Raw genomic sequence first — 16,168 nt, 5'->3', positions numbered from 1 at the left:
CCCGGTCAGCGCGCCGCCGCCCGCAAGGCCTTGTTGAAGGACGCCAGCCGGCTGACCTCCAGCTCCACCGGTTCCACCACCAGTTTCGCCGCGACCGCCGCGACAGACGCCTTGAGCCGCTTCCGGGCTCCGGCGCCCCGGGCACGGGCGGCCGCGGCCGCGATGAATTTCGCCAATACGGCCAGGACAATTCCGAGGAGCGCCCCGCCGGCGATCATCACGGTCGGCACCGGCCAGCCCGCCACGAGCGGCACCTGCGGGACGGGAAGCTGCAAATAGCCCAGCGCGGCGAGGACGCCGAGCCAGACGAAGCCGCCGAGGGCTGTCAGCAGGGCCAGCCACTGCACAATGTTGAACGCCGTCCACCACAAGGCCTTGCGGCCGGCTTTCAGCTCCGTGGAGGCGATGGCCTGGTCCAGCGCATCCGGCAGCTGCTCGCGACCCTCGCGGGCCGCACCCCGGATCACGGCCCGCCAGGGGCCGGGGGCGCCGTCGGAGGCCGCATCGGCGAATTCCCGGACGGCGGCATCCGTGCGGGCACGTTCCGGGGCGCCGGCCGGGGGCAGCGAGGTGCGGTTAAGTTCCGCGCTGGCGCCCTCCCGGCGCAGGTTGAGCCGCCGCAGCGGATCGGGCCGGAAGCGGACCAGCCAGCGTGTCACCGGCCAGCCGGTGCGGCGGGTCGACTCCAGCCGGTAGGACCGGACGACGGCGTCCACCACGAGCGGGACGTTCGCGGCCACGGACAGTTCCTCGGCCAGCCTCGCCTTCGACGCTGCGGTGACCCCGGCCCCCTCGCCTTCGCCGGATGCCTGAGCGAGCCTGGCCGAGGCCCGCGTGACGTCCGCGCCGAGGCGCTGCGACTGGGCCTGCCGCTGCGTTGCCACCTGGCGGATCGCGGCCCGGACATTGTCCACCCCGCTCCCCACCAGGGCGGAGGCGCCGATGACCTGGACCTTGCCGAGTCCGTCGCGCGCCAGGATGCCGCCGAGCGATTCCAGCACCGGGCGGACCTCATGTGCCGGGAGCCGGTCGATCTGGTTCAGCACCACCAGGGTGACGGCGCCGTGGGAGGCGAGCGGTGTCAGGAAATCGTCGTGAACCGCGGCGTCTGCGTACTTCTGCGGATCGAGCACCCAGACAAGGACGTCGACGAGTCCCACCATCCGCTCCACAATCTCCCGATTGGCGGCGCGGGTGGAGTCGAAGTCGGGCAGGTCCAGGAGGATGAGGCCGGTGCCGTCGTCGGCGAAACCGGGGACCGGGGTGGCGTGATGCCGGTTCCGAACGCCCAGCCAGTCCAGCAGCTCATCGCTGCCCTCCGCGCCCCAGATGCCGGCGAGCGGTTCCGACGTCGTGGGCCGCCGGACGGCCGCCGTCGCAATGTCCGCCCCGCTGACGGCGTTGAAGAGGGAGGACTTTCCGCTGCCGGTGGCCCCGAAGAAGCCGACAACGGTGTGGTCAGCCGAGAGGGAACGCCGGGAACTGGCCCGGTCCAGCACTAGGAGCACTGCGTCCAGGACATCCTCCGGGAGCGCCCCCGCGGCGAGTTCGCGCGCCTCGTTCAGGGCCTCGAGGCGGCGGTCCAGCCGGGAGGCTTCGGCAGCCGCGCCGTGGCGGCTCACGCGGAGGCCGCCAACCGGCGGAGCGCCGCAGCATGGCCCTCGAGCACTGCCGGAGAGACCCCGCCGGAGACAGCAAGCCGGGCCAGGAAGCGCTGCTGCTCGGCCTGGAGCAGCAGCTGGCAGCGGGCGTGGAGATCCTCGCGGGCCGTTTTGGCGAGCCGGCGGACGGCGTCCTCCCCGAAGACCGCTTCCAGCAGCCGCTGCCCGACGACGGCGGTGCCGCCTGCGACGCCGACCTCCAGCCCGGTGAGTCCGGCCGTCATGGAGAAGACCACGATCATCAGGGCGGCGCCTAAACCGTTGATGCCGAAGGACAGCCAGCGGGCCTGCGTGCGCTTTCCCTGGCCTTCAGTCCGGATGAGTTCCATGAGGCTCCCCTGCCAGGCCCTGATCTCGGCAGCTGCTTTCCCGGCGAAATCCTCGGAGGTGCCGGAGAGGTCGTCGGCCCCGAGCAGTTGGCGGCCGGCAGGGTCGGAGCGCCAGCGCTGGTCCGTGGACTCCGCGGCAGTGGCGGCTTCATCGATGATGACAGCCTGCAGTCCGGACTCGATCGCGGTCTCCACCCGCACGGCCGGCGTCGGTTCGCCCCGGAGGAACGCACCCACCCGGTCTCTGAACCGGCCAATATTCTGTTCCATGGCCCGGAAGAAATCGCCCGTACCTACGAAGTCCTGCCAGCGGGCCAGGACCTCACCCCGGAGGAGGGCGCCGTCCCGGGTGGCCTCAAGGATCCTGGCGACCGCGGCCCGGTAGGCGTCCTCGGCGTCCCCCGCGAGGACCTGGGCAGCATGCTCCTGGGCCGCGGCGGCCTGCGCCACCGCCTCGATGCGGGTCCCCAGTGCCTTGACGGTGCCGTTCAGCGTCCGCCGGGCGATGTCGGCGCGCCCGGCGGCGTCCGCGGCGAGTTCCTGCAGCCAGAGCCGCACCGGCTCCACGGCGCCCGGCGGAAGCATCCCCATCCCGTCCAGGGCCACCTCAGGCACAACGAAGAGGCGGGCCCCGCCCAGACCTTCCCTGCCGAGCATGGACTGCAGGTCGGCGCTGACCTCGGCTTCCGCGGCCGCCGGGACACGGTCCAGCACCACGGCCACCATAATGTCCCGGGAAGCCGCGTCCAGCAGGAGGCGCCACGGGACGGCGTCGGCGTAGCGGTTGGCAGTGGTGACGAAAAGCCACAGGTCGGCGGCGGCGAGCAACTGGCCCGCCAGCTTGCGGTTCTCAGCGGAAATCGAGTCGACGTCGGGAGCGTCCAGCAGCGCGATCCCCTGCGGCACCGCCGGATCGGCCACCAGCACCAGTGAGGTGACCGCGGCCGGGTCCGGGGTGGGTCCGGCCTGGCTGGCGGGCAGTGGTCCGCGGTTCACAGTGCCGCGGACCCGGCCCAGGTTTGGCAGGACCCGCTGGTCCTCGAACCAGCGCCCGTCGGCGGGGTGGTGCAGCAGGATGGGCTGGCGCGTGGTGGGCCGGATGGCACCGGCACGGGTGACGGCGTGACCGACGAGTCCATTGACGAGGGTCGATTTACCGGCGCCGGTGGAGCCGCCCACGACGGCCAGCAGGGGTGCATCCAGGCTCCGGTAACGCGGCAGGATGTAGTCCTCGAGCTGGGCAACGGCGCTGCGGATGTCCCGCCGGGCACCGTCCGAGCCGGGGAGGGCCAGGGGCAGGGACGTTGCAGCCAGGTCGCGGTGGACGGCTTCCAGTAGTTCAACGGCCTGGCCGGGGGTTTCGTCGGAGCTCACCGCATCATCATGCCAGCTTAGGGTTGCCCCGGTCGGGCGCCGCGGGATGGGTACACGAAAAACGGCCCCGGGCTGATGCCCGGGACCGTTTCAGCTGTGACCCCAGCGGGATTCGAACCCGCGTTACCGCCGTGAGAGGGCAGCGTACTAGGCCGCTATACGATGGGGCCGCGTACTCTCCAGAACGGCATTCCTGCCATTCGCGCTAAGCGATTATTTCATACACTCAGCAAGTGTTTCAAATCGGTAGGCCGATTCAAAACCCCTGATCAGCCGCGGAAATCCGCGGGTTTTTCAGAGCTGGGATACCAGGACTCGAACCTAGAATGACGGTACCAGAAACCGTAGTGTTGCCAATTACACCATATCCCAATGGAACTTTCGGGCCGGATCCCCGGGTCTAAACCCGCGCTCCCGGCGCCTCAGCACGAGTAATTACTTTACCCGAGAGTTTTCCTGCGCACAAATCGGCCGCCCTGACGCCCCCGGAACGGCCCTCGGAGCACCCGGCACCGGCTCCCAAACAGAAAAACCCTTGCCAATCGGGCACTCACAAGTTTACTCTCGGTAAGTTACCTACGAGTAACCAACCCTCCCCCAGTCCGCTGCGGGCAGCTGCGCCGGATTTTCCGGGTGTTAGCTGCGTCACAGCCGAGGGCCGGCAGCAAAGCCGCTGCCGGCAACACCGTCGAGAGGAACCACAGTGACACAGAGCCGTGCCGCCGCCAGCAGGACCCGCACCCGTGGCCAACAGATCGCCATCGCCATCCTTGCCCTGCTTCTCATCGCCCTTTTGGGGTTCTACACGCTCGTCACCGGCCGGATCACGGATGGCTCGGCCCGGCTCAAGGAAGGCGCCGGGCAGGCCTCTGCCGGAGCCGCACAGCTCAAAGACGGGGCCGGCAGGCTCGCCACCGGCGCCGGGCAGGCCGACACCGGTGCCGGCAAGCTCTCGGCCGGGGCCGAAAAGGTCCATGAGGGGATCAGCGGGAAACTGGCTCCCGGCGCCGAGAAGCTCCAGGCCGGCGCCGACCAGCTGTCCGCGGGCGCGGTGAAGATTGAAACCGACGTCAACAACAAACTTGCCCCCGGCGTCTACAAGGTCGACGACGGCGCGCACAAGCTGGCGGCGGGTGCCGTGCAGCTCTCTGCTGCCCTGACCCCGACGGCCGCCGGCACCGCCGAGAACAACCTGGCCGACGGCGCCACGCAGCTGGATGCGGGCGCGGCGCGGCTGGCTCAAGGCTCCGGCGAGCTGGCGGCCGGAACGGTCCAGCTCAAGGGCTACCGGGGCGCCCACAACGACCCCGAAGCCGGGACGGGAACCGCGGCCCTTGCGCAGGCCCTCGAGCTGTTGGAGGCCGCCTCTTCGGATCCCGTGCAGGGCCTGGTGCCCTTGGCCGCGGTCAAGGACAAGATCGCCAAGATTGCCGCCGGCGCCCGGAAGCTGGACGCCGGGGCCTCCCAGCTGCAGGCCGGCGCGGGCCGCCTGCAGGCAGGCGCCGGCCAGCTGAAGGCGGGGACCGGGAAGCTGACGGCTGGTTTCGGCACCCTTGCCGCCAAGCTCAACAGCCGGGACCCCGGCAGCCCCGGCGTGGTCCTGGGCACGGAACTGCTGGCGGATGGAACGTCCAAGATCCGGACTGGCATGGACGGCGTTCCGGGGGACCCTGAACACCCGGGGCTCATCAAGGCTGCCGCCAGGATGACCGAAGGCAGTTCCCGGCTCGCGGAGGGAACCGGGGCCCTTAACGCGGGCATCAAGGGAGATCCGGCAGATCCGGCGAATCCCGGCTTGCTCAACGGATCCCTGGCCCTCGCGTCGGGCGCCTCCGAGCTCTCGGCAGGCAACACCAAACTGGCGTCCGGTTCCTCGCAGCTGTCAACCGGCGCGGACAAGCTTGCGGACGGGAACGCCCAGATTGCCGCGGGCACCGGCACGCTGTACGCCAGCGCCGCGGCAGTCTCGCCCTCGAACATGGTGGGTCAGTCCGACGCCGCCACGGCCCTCGGGATCGTCGGTGTCCTGAGCCTCGGCTCGATTGCCGGCTTCTTGGTGCTGCGGGACCGCCGGGTTCCTGGCCGCGCCGCCAAGCCGGGGCTTGAAACCGGCAGTTAGGGGGCCGGTTAGGCCAGCAGCTCCAGCAGGGAACCGATCTCGCGGCCGGCGAAGCCAGGGGCCGGTTCCCCGCCGCGGTTCAGCCAGACGCCCAGGAGGCCCGCTGCCGTCGAGCCGTCAGCGTCGAGAAGGCGGTTGTCCCCCACGTAAAGCGTTTCGCCCGCGCCGGTTCCGAGGCGGCGGACGCCCTCCAGGTAGATGGCCGGATCCGGTTTCGCCGCACCCACAGTGTCCGTTCCCACCAGCACGCTGATGCGTGCCAGGCCGGCGGCATCCAGCTTGACCCGCTGGTAGTCGTGGACGTTGTTGCTCACGGCCCCATAGGGGATGCCCGCGGAATCCAGGGCGTCCAGCATCGGGGTGACGTCGTCGAAGGCACGGATGTATCCGTGCTGCCGGCTAGCGTAGGAACTGACCCAGTGATGGGCCTGCTCGCCCTCCTCCAGTTCCACACCGAAGTGTCCGAGGGCGGCCCTGCCCCGGAGCAGGCGCTGCTCGTTGAAGCTCAGCTCCCCGGCCAGGTAACGGTCGTAGAAGTGGGTGGTCTCGCGGGTGAAGATCCGGCCGAACTTCTCCCACCCGGCCTCGTCCATGCCGGGCAGGAGGTGCTCGCTGACGTCGCGGAGCGCTGCCGTCATGGCGAACTCAAGATCCACCAGGGTGTCGTCGATGTCGAACAGCACGCCGCGGATGCCGCCCAGGCCGGCGGCCAGCGCGCTGATCCGGGACTCGGGCCGGTCGCCGGGTCGGTTCCCGGACTGCACGGCGATCATCAGCCGCGGAAGGCGCGCAGCCGGGCCAGGGAGGAGTCCTTGCCCAGGATCACCATGGATTCGAACAGGGGCGGGGAGATCCGCCGGCCGGAGATGGCAGTGCGGACCGGGCCGAAGGCCAGCCGCGGCTTGACCCCGAGTCCCTCCACGAGGGCTGCCTTGAGGGCGGCCTGGATGGCGTCCGCGTCCCACTCGGCCAGCGGCGCCAGGGCGGCCAGGGCGGCGTCGAGCACCTCGGCGAGGTTCTCCGGAAGCCCCTTGCGGGCGTCGTCCGCGACGTCGATCGCATCGTCGCTCTTGAACAGGAAGGCCAGCATTTCGGGGGCTTCGCCCAGCAGCGAGATGCGTTCCTGGATCAGCGGGGCCGCCTCGGCGAGGATCTCCTCCTGGCGGGCGGTGGGAATGTCGCCGACAAAGCCGGCGGTGCGCAGGTACGGGACGAGCCGGGCGCGGAAGTCCTCGGCGTCGAGCATCCGGATGTGCGTGCCGTTGATGGCCTCGGCCTTCTTGATGTCGAAGCGGGCCGGGTTGGCCAGGACGTCGTTGACATCGAAGTGCTCAATCAGCTGCTCCACTGTGAAGATGTCCTCATCGGCGGAGAGGCTCCAGCCGAGCAGGGAGAGGTAGTTAAGCAGGCCTTCGGGGATGAAGCCGCGGTCCCGGAGCAGGAACAGGTTGGACTGCGGGTCGCGCTTGGAGAGCTTCTTGTTCCCTTCGCCCATGACGTAGGGCAGGTGCCCGAAGACCGGCATGTAGCTGGCCACGCCGATGTCCATCAGCGCGCGGATCAGCACCACCTGGCGGGGCGTGGAGGAGAGCAGGTCCTCGCCGCGGAGCACGTGGGTGATTCCCATGAGGGCGTCGTCCACGGGGTTGACCAGGGTGTAGAGCGGGGAGCCGTCGGCGCGGACGATCACGTAGTCCGGGATGCTGCCGGCCTTGAACGTGATGTCGCCGCGGACCATGTCGGTGAAGGTGACGTCCTCCTCCGGCATCCGCACGCGGAGCACGGGCTTGCGGCCCTCGGCCTTGAACGCGGCCAGCTGCTCTGCGGAGAGCTGGCGGTCGAAGTTGTCATAGCCCAGCTTTGGATCGCGGCCGGCGGCGCGGTGGCGGGCCTCGACCTCCTCCGGGGAGGAATAGCACTCGTAGGCGTAGCCGGCTTCCATCAGCTTGGCGACGACGTCCTTGTACAGGTCCAGGCGCTGTGACTGCCGGTACGGTTCGTGCGGTCCGCCGACCTCCACGCCTTCCTCCCAGGTGATGCCGAGCCATTTCAGGGCCTCGAGCAGCTGCTGGTAGCTCTCCTCCGAGTCGCGCGCCGCGTCCGTGTCCTCGATGCGGAAGACGAAGGTGCCCTTGGTGTGGCGGGCGTGGGCCCAGTTGAACAGGGCCGTGCGGATCAGGCCGACGTGCGGGGTGCCGGTGGGTGACGGGCAGAACCGGACACGGACCGGGGTGTCGGCAGTGACTTCGCTGGTCACACTGGGGGCGGAGCTGGAGACGGCGTCGGGCGCGGAGGGAGTAGTCATAGTGGTACCAACATTACCAACCCCGATCATCGCCGGACGCCCACGGCATCCGCTACGGAAACGGACAGCCGCACCGTGGACCCACAGTGCGGCTGTCCGGAATCGGAGCTGTTTCTTTGGCGCGGAGCGGGCTAGCGCCGCACGACCGGGTTGGAGAGGCGGCCGATGCCCTCGATCTCCACCTCGAAGCGGTCGCCGGCCTGGACGAGCCCGACGCCGGCGGGAGTGCCGGTCATGATGACGTCGCCGGGCAGCAGGGTGAAGGCCTGCGAGACGATGGAGACGAGTTCGCGGACGCCCCGGATCATCTGGCTGGTGCTGCCGTCCTGGCGCAGTTCACCGTTCAGACGACCCTGGATCTGCAGGTCCTCGGTGTTCAGTTCGGTCTCGATCCACGGCCCCAGCGGCGCGGAGGTGTCGAAACCCTTGGCCCGGGCCCACTGCAGGTCGGTCTTCTGGACGTCGCGGGCGGTGAGGTCATTGCCGCAGGTGTAGCCGAAGATGACGTCGTCGACGCGCTCCTCCGGGACATCCTTGCAGATCCGGCTGATGACGACGCAGAGCTCGGCTTCGAAGGACACTTCCTCGGAGAACTCCGGCAGGACGATCGGATCGTTGGGCCCGATCACAGACGTATTGGGCTTCAGGAAAAGCAGCGGCTGCTTCGGGACTTCGTTGCCGAGTTCCTCGGCGTGTTCCACAAAGTTGCGGCCGACGCCGATAACCTTGCTGCGCGGGATGATCGGGGCGAGCAGGCGCACGTCCTCCAGCTTGTGCCGGACGGCAGTTCGTTCCACGCCGTGAAAGAAGGGGTCGCCGTTGATGACAGTGACTTCCTCACTGCCGGGCTCACCTTCAACAATGCCGTAGAGGGGATCAGAATCAACAACAAACCGGGCGATACGCATGGCTCCAAGCGTACCGTCTCCGGCGGGTGGGCCCGACGCCTTGCAGGGCCCGGGGCCGGCACGGGACGTGCGGGCCGGGTCCCCCCGGCGCCGGGTTAGGGGGTGCCGCTGCCCAGTCGCAGGTAGTGCAGCTGGGCGGCCACGGAGAGTTCCGCCGCGGGGCGCACGGCGGGATCGACGGCGGCATACACGGCGTCGGCAACCTCGGTGACCTGGGCCCCGTCGCCGAGGCTCTCGAGGGCGGCGCGGATTTGTGCGAGGCGGCCCTCGCGGTGGTCCCGGTAGGCGCGGACGATGGTGTTCAGGGCGGGAAGCATCGGTCCGTGGGCCGGGAGGACGGTGGCGGCGCCGAGGCTTTCCAGCCGGTCCAGCGAGGCCAGGTAGTCGCCCAGGGTGCCGTCAGGGTAGTCCAGGACCGTGGTTCCGAGTCCCAGGATCGTGTCGCCGGTAAGGACCGAGCCGTGGGCGCCGTCCTGTGGCAGATGGAAGCAGACCGAGTCCGAGGTGTGGCCCGGCGTCGCCAGGACCCTGATTTCTGCGCCGCCGGCGTGGATGACTTCGCCGTCCACGAGGGGGCTTCCGCCATGGCAGTGCGCGGGATCCTTGGCGCGGACCGGTGCGCCGGTCAGTTCGGCGAACCTGGCGGCGGCGGCGGTGTGGTCGGCGTGCCGGTGCGTGATGAGGATGAGCTCGACGGCGCCGGCCCCGGCCAGTTCCTGCAGGTGCGGTTCATCCAGCGGGCCGGGATCAACCACGACGGCGCCGGCCGCTCCGGGGGCGGAAATGACGTAGGAGTTGGTCCCGTGCAGGCTCATCGGCCCCGGGTTGGGGGCCAGCCTGAAGCGGGTCAGCTCTGTGCTGCGCACCATGGCGCGGGGGTCGTCCGGGATCACAGTTCCATCTTCGCACCGAAGCGGCAGTCAGACGAGCAGCATTACTGCAATGACCGCCGGCAGGAGTGCCTCGGCGATGGCGCTCGCCCACAGCCGCCGTTCGGAGAGCACCAGAATAATACCCAGGAGCACGTGGCCGAGGCAGGTGAAGAGCAACAGGGTCCGCCCGGCCGCCGGCTCCGGACCGGCCAGCATCACCGCGCCGACAATTGCGCCGACTCCCCAGATCATGTTGTAGAAGCCGAGATTGAAGGTCCACATCCGCACGGCGTCGGTGTCCTCCGGTTGGATCAGGAACAGCCGGTGGAGCCGGTGGTCCCGGAAGAAGAAGGACTCGAGGATTCCCACGAGAATCAGCACAATCCCAAAGATGACTCCCAGAACCTGAATGAGTCCAGTCATGGGCAATATTGTGCCCCTGCGTCCAGAACGTGGCTAGGACTTCTGCGGGTCGGGCCTCAAGCCCAACGACGACGGCGGCCCCGCACCGGAAGGTGGGGGCCGCCGTCGCGCGCTGGCTGTTGCCTGGGGGCCGGGGCTCAGGCCAGGCGGGTCAGCCAGCCGTGGGTGTCCTTGACGGTTCCGGTCTGGATCCCGAGGAGCTGCTCGCGGATGGCCATGGTGGTTTCCCCGGCTGCCGCGTCCTCGGAGCCGATGAACTCGGTGTTGTCCTTGAGCACCCCGATCGGGGTGATGACGGCGGCGGTGCCGCAGGCGAAGACCTCGGCGATGTCGCCGGAGGCCACGCCGTCGCGCCACTCATCCAGGGTGATCTTGCGTTCGGTGACCTCGCGGCCCATGTCCCTGGCGACCTGGATGACGGACATCCTGGTGATGCCCTCCAGGATGGTTCCGCTCAGCGCGGGGGTGACCAGGGAGCCGTCCCTCATCACGAAGAACACGTTCATGCCGCCGAGCTCTTCCACGGCGTTGTCATTGAACTGGTCCAGGAACAGCACCTGCTTGCAGCCGTGGGCCTCGGCTTCCTGCTGCGCGATCAGTGACGCGGCATAGTTGCCGCCGCACTTTGCGGCGCCGGTTCCGCCGCGGCCGGCGCGGGCGTATTCGCGGGAGATCCAGATGGAGACCGGCTTGAGCTCGCCGCCGAAGTAGTTGCCGGCCGGGGAGGCGATGACGCGGAAGGAGACTTCGCGGGCGGCGCGGACACCGAGGAAGGCCTCGGTGGCGATCATAAACGGCCGCAGGTAGAGGGCTTCGCCGTCGCCGGAGGGAACCCATTCCCTGTCCACCGAGACGAGCTCGCGGATGGCGCCCAGGAAGTACTCTTCCGGAAGCTCGGGGAGGGCCAGACGGCGCGCCGAACTGTTCAGGCGCGCGGCGTTGGCCTCGGGGCGGAACGTCCAGATGGAGCCGTCGGCGTGGCGGTAGGCCTTGAGCCCTTCGAAGATCTCCTGGCCGTAGTGGAGCACGGCCGCGGACGGGTCCAGGGAGATCGGGCCGTAGGCCTCCACCCGGGCATCGTGCCAGCCGCCCTTGCCCTCAGCGTCGACGCTGTAGTCGACGATGGCGGTGTGGTCGGTGAAATAGTTGCCGAAACCCGGGTTCGCCAGGATGGCAGCACGTTCTTCAGCGGACTTCGGGGTTGCCGAAAGATGCTGGGTGAATTCGACGCCATGGGCAGTCTGAGTCATGGTTCCTCCACGGTCGGCTGCCTGGCGTGTGAACGTGGTTCATCGTCGGACCACGGCAGCATATTGGTGATTCGAAACAAGCTTACGCCCGTCAGCAGACCCTCCGGCGCGCGGCGGGGAGCCGCCTGCGGGGCGGCTGTAAGGACGGCTAAAGGGCGGCGGCGATCGCGTCGCCGACCGCGCTGGTGCTGCGGACCGCGGAGCCGCGGCCTGCGACATCGGCGATAACGGCCGCTTCGATTTTGCGGGCGGCGGCGCCGTAGCCAAGGTGGTCGAGCAGGAGCGCAGCAGAGAGGATGGCCGCGGTGGGGTCGGCCTTCTGCTGGCCGGCGATGTCCGGTGCCGACCCGTGGACGGGTTCGAACATGGACGGCGCGGTGCGTTCCATATTGATGTTTCCGGACGCGGCCAGGCCGATGCCGCCCGTGACCGCGGCGGCGAGGTCGGTAATGATGTCGCCGAAGAGGTTGTCCGTGACGATCACATCGAAGCGCGCCGGATCGGTGACCATGAAGATCGTGGCGGCATCGATGTGCAGGTAGTCATGGGTCACCTCGGGGAAGTCCAGGGCCACGGCCTCCACGGTGCGCTTCCAGAGGTGGCCGGCGAAGACCAGGACGTTGTGCTTGTGGACCAGGGTCAGCTTCTTGCGCGGCCGGTCGTTGGCGCGGCGGAAAGCGTCCCGCACCACACGCTCCACGCCGTGGGCGGTGTTGAGCGAGACCTCGGTGGCGACCTCGTGGGGGGTGCCGGCGCGCAGCGTACCGCCGTTGCCGACGTAAGGACCCTCGGTGCCCTCGCGGACCACGATGAAGTCGATGTCGCCGGGGCTGGCGAGCGGGCTGCCGACACCCGGGTACAGGCGGGAGGGGCGCAGATTGACGAAGTGGTCCAGGCTGAAGCGCAGTTTGAGCAGCAGTTCGCGCTCGATGATGCCGGACGGAATCCGGGTATCGCCTGGGGCGGCCCCGACCGCACCAAAGAGGATGGCGTCGCGGGTGCGAAGATCGGCGAGGGTCTCCTCCGGCAGGGTCTCCCCCGTTTCGAGCCAGTGCTGGGCACCAAGCCTGTAGTGGGTCTGCTGCAGGACGATCCCCTCGGCCGCAGCAGCCTTCTCAAGGACCTTCAGGGCTTCGGCAGTGACCTCGGGGCCGATGCCGTCGCCGGGAATAACAGCCAGGTCAATCGTGGATGCGCTCATGTTTTCAGCGTAGCCAAGAGATCCACATGCTGGTCAAGTCGTCTCATTATCCGAACACCCGATTTCCAGCTTCCTGCGCCGAGGTGACACTTCGCGCCCATTCCGCTGCCGAACATGGGCGCGTAGTCTCACTTGGGCGCCGGGGCGGGCGGCCTGAGCCGGTTTCACGGGCCGCGGGCCGGAGAGGCGACCACCACGACGTTCTTTCCCCAGGGATCCTCCGTGTAGCAACTGACCAGCACCAGGCGGTTCGGGACGGCGTCCCAGACGGGGCTGTCCTTCAGGGTGGACTTCGTATAGGTAGTGACCGAGTCCACGGTGTACTGGAGTTCACCCGTCTCCGTCGCCACAGTAAGTAGGTCGCCCGGGTCGGCAGCGGAGCTCAAGTGGTTGAACGGCGCGTCCAAGCCCTCCCAGCTATGGCCGATGACGTAGGTGGTGTTCGCGGAGCCTGCCCCGGGCATGCCAAATGGAGTGAGCCAGTAGCCGTCCATCGTCTCGGGAGGAACGATGGTCCGGCCTTCAGCATCGCCGCCCGGGGGGGCGAGCGGATGGATCACCACGTCCATTCCTGCCGCGGGGTAGGTGATGCGTTGCGGGACGGCGGCCGCGGGTTTCTGTTCCGCGGGTTTCTGTTCCGCGGGTTTCCGCGCTGTGAAGCTGTCGGCCGGCGCGCCAAAGGGAAGCAGCCCGGAACTGCTTCCGGTCGGGACGGCGGAGGGACTCCCCGTCGGCCGCGGCCCGGAGGTTGCCGCCAGGGACTTCGCTACCGCCACTTCCTGTCCGTGGGCCGTCTGCAGGTTTCCCGGACCGGAGGCCGCGTAGAACAGCCACGCGGTGGCAAGTCCCAGGACGCAAACCAACAGGAGGAGGACGTCCCTCGGGCCGAGCACCAGGCCACGGATTCCGGGTACCTGGAGAAGATGGTTCCGACGGTGCCTTCTCATGATTGCTCCTGTTAGCTGCCGGAACCCTGGAGGCGGACCGGAACGTGCAGGGCGGGTGCTGCCAATCGCGGCACCCGCCCTGTATTGCTCTGCCTTCGCTGTTTTGCCTACTTTTCAGCGTTCCTGGCGCGCCTCCCGCCGCTCCAGAGCACCGCTGCCGCTCCTGCTGTGAACACTCCGGTCAGCGCCAGCAGCCACGTGGGAATGCCGGTGTCCGAGGTGCGGCCAACCGCGGTCTGGACGTTGTAGCCAACGTTCACCTTCTTGGTGGCAGGCGCGACGGTTTTTGCAGCGGGGACAACGGTCTCAGGCGCCGCGGCGGCCGACTTCGGCACAACCACGGCGGGAGTCAACGGCGTCGCAGCCGACTCCGGCGTCGAGTCTGTTCCCGGGTCGGCCGGCGGGTCCACCGGCGGGTCCACCGGAGGGTCGGCCGGCGGGTCCACCAGCGGGTCGGCCGGCGGAACCACCGGAGGGACCGCGGCGGCCACGCATCCGCTGGCTAGGAACGCCAGGTTGTCGGTGCTCAAGTTCTGGCCGTCCGGGAAAATCGTCCCGTCGTTGACCGGCACGATATCCAGAGTGTCGTCTGCATGGGCCTTCAGCGCACTCAGGTTGATCGTCTCCGCGACGAACGCGTTAGCCGCCGAACTCGTGGCATGGCAGATCGTGATCTTCTTCTCCACCGGGGGCGCCGCGTTAGCAGACACCGTGGCCGCCATGACTCCCAGCCCCACAACCCCCAGTGTGGCAATTGTTCGTCTCATCTTGCGTCGCTCCGTCCAGTCAGGATTTAAACAGCCTTGACTGCGCGCGGAGTAACCGTCTTCGAGACCCAGGAAAACAACTATTCGAGACCTCAAACAGCGAATTGAATGGTGACAGTTACTCCCCAGCAGTGTCGTCAGTTCGCTTACTGTTTCAGGCTATGGAAATCGAAGCCGAAGGTCGTGAGTAGTCGGTACTCGTCTAATCGATGGGCTTATACCCTGTTTTCTGTGTGCCGTACTCAGTATTGGACCCGCTGACTACTTGCCGGTAGCGTGCTATCGAAACGGGCCGAACGGCCGGTTCCCAAAACGGGCAAAATTACGCGGAAACAAGCCTTATCCTCTTGCGAGTACAACGCAAATGCTCCCCAACCTTTAGTCCGAGGTGAGGGAGCATTTGCGGCCGGCTGTAGGCTCTGGGGTGCCAGGGCCGGCGGCGCGGCGGGCAGTCAGGCCCCGGCGGGCTCCTCGTACTTCGGGAAGACCGGGGCCGGGGCGGGCAGCGGCGTGCCGGCTTCGATCGGGGTGCCCAGGGCACTGAATTCCCGCGCCTCGCCCTCCGGCTGGCCCAGGGTGGCCAGGATGGACGCCGCGGCTGCCGGCATGACCGGCTGGGCCAGGATGGCGACGATCCGCAGCACCTCGAGGGTGACGTACAGGACGGTGTTCATGCGCTCGACGTCGGTCTTGCGCAGCACCCAGGGCGCCTGCTCGGCGAAGTAGGCGTTGGTGTCGCCCAGGACGGCCCAGATTGCTTCCAGGGCACGGCTGAACTCCTGCTTTTCAAACGCTGCGCGGGAGATGTCCAGCAGCCCGTCGGCCTGGCCCAGCAGTGCGGTGTCCGCTGCGCTGAAACCGCCCGGGACGGGAACGGCGCCGTCGCAGTTCTTCGCGACCATGGACAGCGACCGCTGGGCCAGGTTGCCGAAGTTGTTGGCCAGGTCAGCGTTCATCCGGCCCACGATGGCGTCGTGGCTGTAGGAGCCGTCGGCACCGAAGGGCACCTCGCGGAGCAGGAAGAAACGCACCTGGTCCAGGCCGTACTGGGCAACCCAGTCCGCCGGGGCCACCACGTTGCCGAGCGACTTGGACATCTTGACGCCCTGGTTGTGCAGGAAGCCGTGGATCATGACGCGCTTGGGCAGTTCCAGCCCGGCCGACATCAGGAACGCCGGCCAGTAGACGGCGTGGAAGCGGGAGATGTCCTTGCCGATCACATGGACGTCCGCCGGCCAGTACTTCCGGAACAGCTCGGATTCGGTGTCGGGGAAGCCGACGCCGGTCAGGTAGTTGGTCAGCGCATCCACCCAGACGTACATCACGTGGTCCGGGTTGCCCGGCACGGGGACGCCCCAGTCGAAGGAGGTGCGGCTGATCGAGAGGTCCTCGAGGCCGCCCTTGACGAAGCTGACCACCTCGTTGAAGCGGTTGTGCGGCGCGCCGAAGGAGGGGTGGTCCGCGTAGAGGGCCAGCAGCCTGTCCTGGTAGGCGGAGAGCTTGAAGAAGTAGCTCTCCTCCTCGGTCCAGGTCACTTCGGTGCCGGTTTCGGACGCATAGCGCAGGCCATCGGCCTTCACCTCGGTCTCGTCCTCGACGAAGTACCGCTCGTCGCGGACCGAATACCAGCCGGCGTACTTGGAGAGGTAGATGTCGCCGTTGGCTTCCATCCGCTGCCAGAGCGCTTTGGCGGCCTCGTAGTGGTCCGGGTCGGTGGTGCGGATGAAACGGCTCAGGGAGATCCCGAGGTCATCGCTCATCTGGCGGAACGCGGCCGAGTTGCGGTCGGCGAGCTGCTTGACCGGGATGCCTTCCTTCTCCGCCGTCTGCTGCATCTTGAGGCCGTGTTCGTCCGTGCCGGTCATGAAGAACACGTCGAAGCCGTCCAGGCGCTTGAAGCGCGCCATCGCATCGGTGGCGATGACCTCGTAGGCGTGGCCGATGTGCGGCACACCGTTGGGGTAGCTGATGGCCGTGGTGATGTAGAACGGGGTCTTCTCGGAAGATGTCAC

General features: G+C 68.2%; 13 protein-coding genes and 2 tRNA genes. 1 reads left to right on the top strand and 14 read right to left on the bottom strand.

Annotation, left to right across the window (positions count from 1 at the left end; translation table 11 throughout):
• Positions 1-5: 5 nt before the first annotated feature.
• The 4 genes from AC1MFL_RS16470 to AC1MFL_RS16455 all read right to left on the bottom strand — a co-directional run bounded on the left by AC1MFL_RS16470 (position 6) and on the right by AC1MFL_RS16455 (position 3,736).
• Complete coding sequence (locus tag AC1MFL_RS16470; RefSeq protein WP_479811183.1) at positions 6-1,622, bottom strand: GTPase; 1,617 nt, start codon at positions 1,620-1,622, stop codon at positions 6-8.
• Entirely contained in the window at positions 1,619-3,364 is a 1,746-nt protein-coding gene (locus AC1MFL_RS16465) for a dynamin family protein (protein WP_479811181.1), read from the bottom strand. Before AC1MFL_RS16465 ends, AC1MFL_RS16470 begins: the two co-directional genes overlap by 4 nt.
• A 97-nt stretch (positions 3,365-3,461) precedes the next feature.
• Positions 3,462-3,534, bottom strand: a tRNA-Glu gene (locus AC1MFL_RS16460).
• Positions 3,535-3,664: 130 nt separating this feature from the next.
• Positions 3,665-3,736, bottom strand: a tRNA-Gln gene (locus AC1MFL_RS16455).
• Positions 3,737-4,067: 331 nt separating this feature from the next.
• Here AC1MFL_RS16455 and AC1MFL_RS16450 point away from each other — a divergent pair.
• Complete coding sequence (locus AC1MFL_RS16450) at positions 4,068-5,483, top strand: hypothetical protein (RefSeq protein WP_479811179.1); 1,416 nt, start codon at positions 4,068-4,070, stop codon at positions 5,481-5,483.
• Between the two features lie 8 nt (positions 5,484-5,491).
• Here AC1MFL_RS16450 and AC1MFL_RS16445 read toward each other — a convergent pair whose 3' ends face one another.
• From AC1MFL_RS16445 to metG, 10 genes are all read right to left on the bottom strand, one after another.
• On the bottom strand, positions 5,492-6,205 hold the full coding sequence (locus AC1MFL_RS16445; protein ID WP_479815529.1) for an HAD family hydrolase: 714 nt from the start codon (positions 6,203-6,205) through the stop codon (positions 5,492-5,494).
• 50 nt (positions 6,206-6,255) lie between these two features.
• A complete protein-coding gene (gene gltX / locus AC1MFL_RS16440) occupies positions 6,256-7,788 on the bottom strand; it encodes a glutamate--tRNA ligase (protein WP_479811177.1) in 1,533 nt (510 codons plus the stop codon).
• A 131-nt stretch (positions 7,789-7,919) separates the two neighbouring features.
• Positions 7,920-8,696: a fumarylacetoacetate hydrolase family protein gene (locus tag AC1MFL_RS16435; protein ID WP_226760730.1), complete on the bottom strand. Its 777-nt coding sequence runs from the start codon at positions 8,694-8,696 to the stop codon at positions 7,920-7,922.
• A 95-nt stretch (positions 8,697-8,791) separates the two neighbouring features.
• Positions 8,792-9,565: an MBL fold metallo-hydrolase gene (locus AC1MFL_RS16430; protein WP_479815527.1), complete on the bottom strand. Its 774-nt coding sequence runs from the start codon at positions 9,563-9,565 to the stop codon at positions 8,792-8,794.
• A 51-nt stretch (positions 9,566-9,616) separates the two neighbouring features.
• Complete coding sequence (locus AC1MFL_RS16425; protein ID WP_479811175.1) at positions 9,617-9,991, bottom strand: DUF1304 family protein; 375 nt, start codon at positions 9,989-9,991, stop codon at positions 9,617-9,619.
• A gap of 137 nt (positions 9,992-10,128) precedes the next feature.
• Positions 10,129-11,241, bottom strand: a complete 1,113-nt coding sequence (locus tag AC1MFL_RS16420; protein WP_479811173.1) for a branched-chain amino acid aminotransferase — start codon at positions 11,239-11,241, stop codon at positions 10,129-10,131.
• Positions 11,242-11,389: 148 nt separating this feature from the next.
• A complete protein-coding gene (locus AC1MFL_RS16415; protein WP_479811171.1) occupies positions 11,390-12,442 on the bottom strand; it encodes a 3-isopropylmalate dehydrogenase in 1,053 nt (350 codons plus the stop codon).
• Positions 12,443-12,606: 164 nt separating this feature from the next.
• Entirely contained in the window at positions 12,607-13,389 is a 783-nt protein-coding gene (locus AC1MFL_RS16410) for a class F sortase (protein ID WP_479811169.1), read from the bottom strand.
• Positions 13,390-13,496: 107 nt separating this feature from the next.
• The gene (locus AC1MFL_RS16405; RefSeq protein WP_479811168.1) at positions 13,497-14,156 is read right to left on the bottom strand and encodes a hypothetical protein; all 660 of its coding nucleotides are present in this window, start codon (positions 14,154-14,156) and stop codon (positions 13,497-13,499) included.
• A 452-nt stretch (positions 14,157-14,608) separates the two neighbouring features.
• Entirely contained in the window at positions 14,609-16,168 is a 1,560-nt protein-coding gene (gene metG / locus AC1MFL_RS16400) for a methionine--tRNA ligase (protein ID WP_479811166.1), read from the bottom strand.

This window comes from Arthrobacter sp. BG3, from assembly GCF_056680185.1.
The sequence above is the reverse complement of the archived record's forward strand: the minus strand, read 5'-3'. Positions and strand labels throughout refer to the sequence as shown.

Bases quoted from the DNA above. Each gene is read 5' to 3' on its own strand.
- gltX (WP_479811177.1), bottom strand. From the start codon at position 7,788: ATGACTACTCCCTCCGCGCCCGACGCCGTCTCCAGCTCCGCCCCCAGT.
- AC1MFL_RS16435 (WP_226760730.1), bottom strand. From the start codon at position 8,696: ATGCGTATCGCCCGGTTTGTTGTTGATTCTGATCCCCTCTACGGCATT.
- AC1MFL_RS16430 (WP_479815527.1), bottom strand. From the start codon at position 9,565: ATGGTGCGCAGCACAGAGCTGACCCGCTTCAGGCTGGCCCCCAACCCG.
- AC1MFL_RS16425 (WP_479811175.1), bottom strand. From the start codon at position 9,991: ATGACTGGACTCATTCAGGTTCTGGGAGTCATCTTTGGGATTGTGCTG.
- AC1MFL_RS16420 (WP_479811173.1), bottom strand. From the start codon at position 11,241: ATGACTCAGACTGCCCATGGCGTCGAATTCACCCAGCATCTTTCGGCA.
- AC1MFL_RS16415 (WP_479811171.1), bottom strand. From the start codon at position 12,442: ATGAGCGCATCCACGATTGACCTGGCTGTTATTCCCGGCGACGGCATC.
- AC1MFL_RS16410 (WP_479811169.1), bottom strand. From the start codon at position 13,389: ATGAGAAGGCACCGTCGGAACCATCTTCTCCAGGTACCCGGAATCCGT.
- AC1MFL_RS16405 (WP_479811168.1), bottom strand. From the start codon at position 14,156: ATGAGACGAACAATTGCCACACTGGGGGTTGTGGGGCTGGGAGTCATG.